This is a genomic window from Neisseria sp. P0021.S006, assembly GCF_051956895.1.
Map to the genome: position 1 here is coordinate 1 of NZ_JBQCWZ010000144.1, position 2318 is coordinate 2318.

A 2318-nucleotide genomic window follows, 5' to 3' on the forward strand; every position below is an offset into this window, starting at 1 on the left:
CCAAAGCAATCGGCGTATGGCCGGCTTGTTGGAAACGGCGCAATGCCAATACAGGCAGCAAGTGGCCGATGTGCAGGCTGTCTGCTGTCGGGTCAAAACCGCAATAGAGGGAAATTTTTTGTTCGTTTAGCAAAGCGTCTAAGGCTTCGATGTCGGTAGTTTGCGCGATTAAGCCACGCGATTGTAGGTCTTTGATGACGCTCATTGTTATCTTCCAAAAAAATTAGCAGTTTTACAAACTGCTAATTGTAACAAATTTCATCGGATGAATGGCTATGGCTTACTGAAGAAGCGTGTGTTTTTCAGAAAAACGCTTGGCCAGTTCTCTGCCGCCGTAAGGGTTGATGTGGTCTCTATCGGAATAAACCGGCAATCCGTTTATTTTGAAATTTTCCGGAATATAGGCAGTGGCATCGATAATGTGCACATTGGCATATTTTTCTGCCAATTCTTTGATGCGTTCATTTCCTTTTGAAGTGACTGTTTCATCAATGGCAAGATTCTGACTAAATCCCGGTATGCGGTAAGACAGAATATGGGCGCGCAAGCCGTTGTATGACAAATTAGGGTTGTCTATCATCAGGTAAACCGCTTGTTTTTCCGAAGAAAGTTTTTGCAACATGAGGTTGAATTTTTTGAAAAAATCGGGATCGTAAGCAAGGGAGTTGCTGTTTTCAGGCATTTGGCTGCCCCAGCGCATGGCCAAAAGCACTTTTGAGTATTGGGGCAGATGCTCTTTGGCATACTGATAAACGGCACGGCAGGAGGCGTTTTTCTTGAATACGGGTGCAGCATAATCTTCTACATAGGCACAACTGTCCGCAGAAACCATCGTTGCCGACCATTTTTCTTTTTTGCCGACGGTATCAAAAAACGTTTTATATTGATCGGCATGCGAATCGCCTAGAATCAGTAATTCCGGCTGTTTGTCGGTATCGCCCCAAATACACTGTTTGTCGGTGTTGTTGTGACAAGAAGTGTAGGAACGTGCCAATCCCATGCGGTCGTATTGCTCCATAAACGGGAGCTTCATGGCAAGAAAAGGCGTAATAGCCAAAACAAGCATGGGGACGGCATAAATCCATGTCACAGACTGGGCAAAAGAGCCTTTCCACTTTTTAAACGGCTTCTCGACAAAATAATAAGAAAGCAGGGAGAGTGCAAACATTAAGATAATCGCGGCCGCAGTCGAATACGAAGGCAGATTGTTTGGACCGATGTATCTCATAAAAGCCAATACAGGCCAATGCCACAGATACAGCGAATAGGAAATTAAGCCTATGCCGACGGTAATCTTCCATTGGAAAAATTTTTTCAGCCGGTGTTCAAATTGATTGAAATAAATGAATGCGGCGGCGGCCAAACAAGGAATGATGGCGGCAGGCCCTGGAAAATAGGCGGTTTTTTCTGTATAGGCAAACAGGCAGGCAAACAGTACGCAGATGGAAAGTAATGCGCCTGCCGCCGCATATGGTTTGCCGGTATCCAGCCCTTGTTGTTGCCGATATTGCATCCACACGGCTGTTAATGAGCCGATCAGCATTTCGCAGGCGCGCAGATGGGGCAGGTAATATTTATCCAGTGCAGTTGGCATAAAAGAAGCCAAAATACTGAATACGCATAGCGTGATGAGGAAGGCAAACTGGGTGCGCCAGCTTTTGCGGACTACCAGTAACAGCAATATCGGGAAGACGAAATAATATTGTTCTTCGACCGATAAAGACCATATGTGAAGCAAAGGTTTTTCTTCTTGTATGGGATCGAAATAGCCCTGACCCTTTGCAAAAAAGATATTGGAGATGAACCCCAAGGTGGACAGGGCTGTCCTCCATAAAAGGAAGAAATCATCTTTGGTGAATAAAAGAAAGCCGCATACCAGCGTTACCGTCAATACGGTAAAAAATGCGGGCAGTATCCGCTTGATACGGCGGATGTAAAATTTTTTGAACGAGAAAATCCCGCTGCTCATTTCACGATGGATAATCATCGTGATCAGAAAGCCGGAAATGACAAAAAAGATATCGACACCAAGAAAGCCGCCAGGCAGCCAGTTTTTTTCAATATGGAAAACGACAACGGATAGAACAGCAACGGCACGCAATGTATCAATATCTGGGCGGTAAGATAAAACTTTGCTCATAATATTTTGATTTTAATAAATTTTATATTAATGGCGTCGTCTGAAAAGTGATTCCTGCCGAGAATGGCAGTATTTCGGAGGTCGGCCATCGTTTGTCGGAACAGGGCAGTTTGTTTGCCTTCTTAGAATGATTGCTGATGATATGCGTTTGAATAGTAATAGATTAGAGTAGGAATAC

Annotated in this window: 1 protein-coding gene and 1 pseudogene; both read right to left on the reverse strand. The window is 44.3% G+C overall.

What is annotated here, in order from left to right; genetic code table 11:
• Positions 1 to 205: pseudogene (locus tag ACTHUM_RS11700) on the reverse strand (tyrosine--tRNA ligase); the annotation flags it as partial.
• A gap of 75 nt (positions 206 to 280) precedes the next feature.
• Positions 281 to 2140, reverse strand: a complete 1860-nt coding sequence (locus ACTHUM_RS11705; protein WP_107810444.1) for an acyltransferase family protein — start codon at positions 2138 to 2140, stop codon at positions 281 to 283.
• Between the last annotated feature and the right edge of the window lie 178 nt (positions 2141 to 2318).